This is a genomic window from Mesorhizobium sp. M7A.F.Ca.US.014.04.1.1, assembly GCF_003998745.1.
GTDB lineage: Bacteria > Pseudomonadota > Alphaproteobacteria > Rhizobiales > Rhizobiaceae > Mesorhizobium > Mesorhizobium ciceri.
The window spans coordinates 1-6,590 of the sequence record NZ_RZRW01000332.1; the positions used below are offsets into that span (position 1 = coordinate 1).

Genomic DNA, 6,590 nt, shown 5'->3' on the forward strand with positions numbered 1-6,590 from the left:
GTGATGTTGTGCTTGATATGGTCGATGAGGTTGAGCCCGTAGGTCTTGCGATCCTCGGTGACGTAGGCGATGCCGTGTTGGACCGCCTTGCTTACCGAGGACACATCGATCGGCTTGCCCTTGAGCAGCACCTCGCCTGTGATGCGGCGGCCGTAGGAGCGGCCGAACAGGCTCATGGCGAATTCGGTGCGGCCGGCGCCCATCAGCCCGGCAATGCCCACCACTTCGCCCTCGCGCACATTGATGTCGATACCCTTGATCACCTGCCGCTCGGCATGGAGCGGGTGATAGACCGACCAGTTCTTCACCTCGAACACGATCTCGCCGATATCAGGCTCGCGCGGCGGATAGCGGTCGTCGAGGGAACGACCGACCATCGAGGTGATGATGCGGTCTTCGGAGATGTCCTTCTTGGCCAGCGTCTCGATGGTGCGCCCGTCACGGATCACCGTCACCTTGTCGGCGACCCGGTTGATCTCGTTGAGCTTGTGCGAGATCAGGATCGAGGTCATGCCTTGCCGCTTGAATTCGAGCAGCAGGTCAAGCAGCGCCTGGCTGTCCTTTTCGCTGAGCGATGCCGTAGGCTCATCGAGGATCAGGAGCTTGACCTCCTTGCTCAGCGCCTTGGCGATCTCGACCAGCTGCTGCTTGCCGACGCCGATATTGGTGATCAGCGTCTTGGGGTCCTCCTTAAGGCCCACCTTCTTCAACAGCGCACTGGTGCGCTCCTCGTTGGCGTCCCAGTCGATGACGCCGAATTTCGCGTGCTCGTTGCCGAGGAAGATGTTTTCGGCGATCGACAGCATCGGCACCAGCGCTAGCTCCTGGTGGATGATGACGATACCCTTGTGTTCGCTGTCCTGGATGCCCTTGAACTGGCATTCCTGGCCTTGGAAGATGATCTGGCCGTCATAGGTGCCGGAGGGATAGACGCCCGACAGCACCTTCATCAGCGTCGACTTGCCGGCGCCGTTTTCGCCGACCACGGCGTGGATCTCGCCTTCCTCGACGCTGAGATTGACGTTCGACAGCGCCTTCACGCCGGGAAACGTCTTGGTGATGTCGCGCATCTCCAAAATCGTCGGGGCCATGGGGACTACCGCTCCTTGAGAGCTCGGCAAATATTGCCGGCGAGGTCGGTGACAATACCGGGCTCGCTGGTGAACGAAAAGGGGCCCTGCGTTGCGCAGGACCCCCTGACTTTGTAACCGGGATTACTTCAGTTCGTCGGCCTTGATGTAGCCGGAGTCGACGACCAGCGCCTGGTAGTTCGACTTGTCGACTTCATGCGGCGTCAACAGGATCGAGGGAACGACCTTGACGTCGTTGTTGTAGGTCTTTTCATCGAGTCCGTCCGGCTTGCCGCCCGAGAGCACCTTGTCGACGAGCTCGACGGTGGCCTTGGCCAGTTCGCGGGTGTCCTTGAACACGGTCGAGTACTGCTCGCCCGAGATGATCAGCTTGACCGAAGCGGTCTCAGCGTCCTGACCGGTCACGATTGGCCAAGGCTGAGCCTCGGTGCCGTAGCCGACGGCGCGCAGCGAGGCGGTGATGCCGCGCGACAGGCCGTCATAGGGCGAAAGAACGCCATCGACGCGGCTGCCATCCGAATAGTTGGCCGACAGCAGATTGTCCATGCGTGCCTGGGCGGTGGCGGCGAGCCAACGCAGCGTGCCGACCTTGTCCATGCCGGTCTGGCCGGACTTGATCTTGATCGAGCCGTCGTCGATCAGCGGCTGCAGGACGGAGATGGCGCCATTGTAGAAGAAGAAGGCGTTGTTGTCGTCGGGCGAGCCGCCGAACAGTTCGACGTTCCACGGCTTGGTGTTCGGGAAGCGTTCCTTGAGGCCCTTGACCAGCGAATTCGCCTGGATCACGCCGACGCCGAAATTGTCGAAGGTGGTGTAGTAGTCGACATTGGCGGTCTTCTTGATCAGGCGGTCATAGGCGACGACGACGACGCCCGCGTCAGCGGCCTTCTGCAGAGCATCCGACAGGGTGGTGCCGTCGATAGAAGCGATGATCAGCGCCTTCGGGCCTTTGGTGATTTCGTTTTCCAGCTGGCTGAGCTGGTTGGGGATGTCGTCCTGCGCGTATTGCAGGTCGACGGTGTAGCCGAGAGCCTCGAGCTGGGACTTGACGGCATCGCCGTCATTGATCCAGCGCTGCGAGGTCTTGGTCGGCATCAGCACGCCGACGAGACCCTTGTCGGCTGCGTGCGCCGAGTAGGTCATGGCAGCGATGCCAAGGGCCGCGACGGCGGCCAGTGTCTTGATGATTTTCACTTTAACTCTCCCTGTTTGATGGACGCGGCACCCCGGGGGTCGCGGGCCGCGCAATCGTGCAGAAGCGCCAAGGCACCGCTGCCGTCATATCGATCTCCGGTATCCTCCCATGGCCCCGAGACGCTGATTCAATCGATACGATTTTTCTCGTCGGCGACCGTCACGTCTTGGAACGCGCGGAGGGTGTGGGTCTTTGCCATAACTGTCAAATGCGATCTTTGATGGTTGCTATATCATGGTTGGTATATGTATTGCGACGTGACGGGCTGACCCCGATGTCGGTCGTACACGAGCAGAAGGCAGGGAAAGCGATGGCGCGGCCAGCGAATCCGACAACAGCTTCAGATGGTTACAGAGAAGCACCGGGCGATGGCGAAACCCTGCTGCGCAGCGGTCTCAGTCTGCGTCACATGCGCATGATCGTCGCGCTCGACGACCATGGCCGGGTCAGCGCGGCAGCCCAGGTTCTGAACATTTCGCAGCCGGCGGCCTCGCGCATGATCGCGGAGATGGAGGCGGTGCTGGAGGTCAAGCTGTGCGAGAGGCTGCCGCGCGGCATCACCTTGACGCCATACGGCAAGGCTTTGGCCAGGCGCGCGCGCTCGATCCTGCTGGAGATGCGCGAGGTCGACCGCGAGATTTCCGAGCTCAAGGCGGGCAAGGGTGGTTCGGTTTTCCTGGGTGCCGTGACCGCGCCGGCAATCGAGCTGGCGGTGCCGGCAATTCGTGAAATCCGCCGCATCTATCCGCGCATCGAGATCACCATGCAGGTCGAGACCTCCAATGTGCTGGCACGCGAGCTGATCGCCACGCGCCATGACTTCATCATCGCGCGCATCCCGGACGACCTCAATCCGCGGCTGTTCGAGTCGCGCGTCATCGGCGTCGAGAAAGCCTGCCTGATCGTGCGCCGTGGCCACCCGCTCACCAGGGGCAGCGTGGTGCGGCTGGAAGACACCGCCGCCTATGACTGGGTCTTCCAGTCGGGCGGCTCGCCCTTGCGCCAGGCGATGGAGAGCAACTTCCTCAACCGCAACATCGCTTTGCCGGACCGTATCCTGAACACCAGTTCGCTGCTCCTGACCCTGGTCATGGTCGCGCAATCCGATGCCATCGCACCGGTCTCTGTCCAGGTGGCGAAATTCATCCAGAACCCTGACGGGCTGGCCGGCGCCATCGACGTCGTCCAGACCGAATTCGACATCGAGGTCAGGCCCTACAGCCTGATCACGGTGAGGAATCGCGCGCTGTCGCCGGCCGCCAAGATGCTGCACGACTTCATTCTGAGGGAAGTGGGATGATGGCTGGATCAGGTAAGCTTCTCCGGCGAAAGCGCCGCCAGGCCGAGGCCAGCGAAAGCGAACTGGGAACATTATTTCCCGCCGATGCGTTCATGATCTTGCAAGGGACGATTTCTTCTGGAGGCTGAACATGCGCAGCTTCGAAATCATCGACCTGCTTTGCGTGATCGAGGCCTGCAAGCACGATCGATCGGTCGGCAATTTCGTGTCCATGGCTGAAGGCGTGGAAGAATTGCGGGTGTTGACCGGCGACTTCGTTTCATCGGATGACGCGGCGGCAAACGCCCTCGCAACGGTGGCGCTGGCGAGAGGCTGCTCGGTTGTGTTCGACGAACAGGCAGGCGCTGAAATGGTTCTGACGCCTTAGGCTGGAGCGGGTAGCGGGAATCGAACCCGCGCGTTCAGCTTGGGAAGCTGACAAGCTACCATTACATCATACCCGCGTGCGCCCTCGTTAGCATGAGGGTTGGCCTTCGGGCAATCGCAAAGCGGTCCGTTTCGGCACGACGCCGTCGTGCTGCGGATCACGGCGCGCCTGCGGCCGTGAATTGCCGGTTTGCCTTCGCGGCCTTGTCGCTGGTGGCGAAACTTGGCCAGTATTTCGAGATGGCCAGCGTCGCGCCGGCGGAAGAGAAGTGGCCATAGTCGAAGTAGAGAAATTCATTGGTCTTGGCGTCGGCGTATGAACAACCGGCCGAGTCGCACAGATACGTCAGCGGATCTATGAAATCGGCCCCTTTGGTGAACGGCAGAACCCGTGCGTTGATGCCCGGATCCATAGCCATAGGCCAGGATGTGGTTCCGGCATGCTCCCGCTTCACCAAGAAAGCGATCTTCTGGACGTCGGCGATGAATTCCGGAGACTGGCCGACGGTATAGACCTTGACCCCCATCTCGCGAAGCCGGTCGATCGTCTTCTGCAGGCCGGCGAAGCCCCTGGCCTGGTAGTCGGTCCATCGGCCGCTCAGGATCACCGCCTGGATGTTTGCGTCGCGAATGATCGACAAGGCCCGTTCGTTGAAGCGGGTGCAGGCGGGCCGAGCATAGGAAAAATAGGTCAGGTCGGGCGGACAGCCGGCATAGGTGTATTGGATGACATTGGCCTGGATTTTCTGGGCGTTGGGCTCAAGTCCCGATACATAATGGGCAGCGAAAGAATCGCCCCACAGCAGCACATTGGTGGCAAAGCCCGTTGTACGGGTGCAGTCGGCGAGATTCCAGTCTTCGATGCGGGTCCCGTTTTCGTTGAAGCAGATGCCGTTGCGCCAGTCGCCGACCCGGATACGTTCGGTCGAGAAGTCCGGGAACCGTTGCGGGAAACCGTTGCCCAGTGCACCGGCCAAACCACCGGCGCACAGCAGCGCGATGGCCGTCGCCGAAAAAGCGAAGATAGGCAGCGGTGCGGTATAGGCTCGTTTCTGGCGGAAGGGCTGCTCGACATATTTCCAGGAGAATGCCGCCAGGGCGAAACTGGCCACCGTCATCGCGACAATCGTTGGCACACCGACGGTCTTCAGCGAGAGATAATGGACGAACGAGTTGATTGGCCAGTGGACGAGGTAAAGCGAATAGGAAATCAGGCCGACCCAGACCAGCGGCGCCAACCGAAGCACGCGAGTGGCGACAGGTGCCGGCCTGTCCGCGTTATCCTGGCCAGCATAGATCAGCAGTGCTGTTCCGATGCAGGGGAATAGGGCATTGTAGCCGGGAAACGGATCGCTGTCCGAAATCATCACAAAGCCAAACGCAATCAGGGCAAAGCCGGCGAGGCCGATCAGTTCCACCGCCAGCCGACCGGCTAGGACCGGAGGCTTCCGCAACATCAGCATGGCGCCCAGCGCCAGCTCCCATATGCGCGTCGGCAAGAGATAGAAGCCTGCCGTCGGTGCCAGCGAGGTTGCTATGACTGCCAGGGCAAAGCTGCCGACGGCCATCGGCAGAAGTACCGTCAGCCAGCGCTTCGAGACGTATCGGTGGATCAGATAAAGCAGGATCGGCGCGAAGATATAATACTGCTCTTCCACCGAAAGCGACCATGTGTGCAGGAGCGGCCGCAGTTCTGCGTCGATGGAGAAATAGTTCATCGTTCTCCAGAAATAGATATTCGACCAGAAGGTCGCGGCGGCGATCACGCTAAGGCTGAATTCGTGGAGATCCGAAGGCAGAAGGATGAACCAGGCGGCAATGCTCGAGAGCAGGATGACGAAGGTCAGCGCCGGCAGGATGCGCCGGGCGCGGCGCCAGTAGAAGCGGCCGATCGAGAACTGGCCCCGCTCAAGATCATCGAGCAGGCTGCCGCTGATCAGATAGCCCGATATGACGAAGAAGATGTCGACACCGGTGAAGCCGCCAGGAATGGCGGACACGCCGAAATGGAAGAGCACGACGGGCAGCACCGCAACGGCCCGCAGGCCGTCGATGTCGCGCCGGTAGTTCATCCGGCCGGCTCGCGCGCGACCACCATGATCCGTGCGGCCGCACCCGACACGCTCATGCGGCGATGCCTTCGGTCGTGCTGAAAATCCCGGCTCGTCGGTCTCACAGGCTTACCCTCAGGCAGCAATTTTGCTGCGCTGCAACATGGGTGTCAAGGCATATATTGGCTGTCGCGAAATCCGCCAGGAACGCACAGGATCAGGCGCCGGGCAGATAGATTACCGCGTAATCGTCCGAGTAGGCCCGTTTCCAGCCCAACTGGTCGAAGAAGGGAATCCGGCTGTCGTCGGCCGACAGCAGCGCCCAATCTATTGCGTATTTCTTCAGGCGGGCTTCGAGGAGCGGCTTGCCGTCTCCGCGTCCGGTGTCGTTGTCGCTCTTTGTGAAGCCGCCCAGGAACAGCTGGTCCGTCCGTCCGTCGATATAGGTCTTGAACCCATGGAAAATCAGCGTGCCGCCGAAATTGTAGGAATTCAACACATTGCCGGACAGATGATGGCTTTGCGCGAAGGCCAGCGCCCCGCTGGCCGATGTCTTCGGGCTCGGCGCGACCTGATAGGCGCTGCCG

General features: G+C 61.1%; 5 protein-coding genes, 1 tRNA gene and 1 pseudogene. 2 read left to right on the forward strand and 5 right to left on the reverse strand.

Annotated features, from left to right (window positions below):
* Both EOA22_RS20950 and chvE read right to left on the reverse strand, forming a co-directional pair.
* Positions 1 to 1,091 (reverse strand): ATP-binding cassette domain-containing protein (locus EOA22_RS20950; protein WP_127390194.1); only part of this gene is annotated, 1,091 nt, incomplete at its 3' end.
* A gap of 123 nt (positions 1,092 to 1,214) precedes the next feature.
* Complete coding sequence (chvE, locus tag EOA22_RS20955; RefSeq protein ID WP_027161715.1) at positions 1,215 to 2,285, reverse strand: multiple monosaccharide ABC transporter substrate-binding protein; 1,071 nt, start codon at positions 2,283 to 2,285, stop codon at positions 1,215 to 1,217.
* A 311-nt stretch (positions 2,286 to 2,596) separates the two neighbouring features.
* Between chvE and EOA22_RS20960 the strand changes: the two genes are divergently transcribed.
* Both EOA22_RS20960 and EOA22_RS20965 read left to right on the forward strand, forming a co-directional pair.
* Positions 2,597 to 3,586: a LysR family transcriptional regulator gene (locus tag EOA22_RS20960; RefSeq protein ID WP_027161714.1), complete on the forward strand. Its 990-nt coding sequence runs from the start codon at positions 2,597 to 2,599 to the stop codon at positions 3,584 to 3,586.
* Between the two features lie 130 nt (positions 3,587 to 3,716).
* Positions 3,717 to 3,953 carry a hypothetical protein gene (locus tag EOA22_RS20965; RefSeq protein ID WP_024503153.1) on the forward strand — a complete coding sequence of 79 codons (237 nt, stop codon included), beginning with the start codon at positions 3,717 to 3,719 and terminating at the stop codon, positions 3,951 to 3,953.
* Between the two features lie 2 nt (positions 3,954 to 3,955).
* Here the strand turns inward: EOA22_RS20965 and EOA22_RS20970 are convergent.
* The 3 genes and pseudogenes from EOA22_RS20970 to EOA22_RS20980 form a co-directional block, all read right to left on the reverse strand.
* Positions 3,956 to 4,029: transfer RNA gene (locus EOA22_RS20970), tRNA-Gly, on the reverse strand.
* Between the two features lie 81 nt (positions 4,030 to 4,110).
* Positions 4,111 to 6,024, reverse strand: a complete 1,914-nt coding sequence (locus EOA22_RS20975; RefSeq protein ID WP_063170019.1) for an acyltransferase family protein — start codon at positions 6,022 to 6,024, stop codon at positions 4,111 to 4,113.
* Between the two features lie 196 nt (positions 6,025 to 6,220).
* Positions 6,221 to 6,590 (reverse strand): annotated as a pseudogene (locus EOA22_RS20980) (hypothetical protein); the annotation flags it as partial.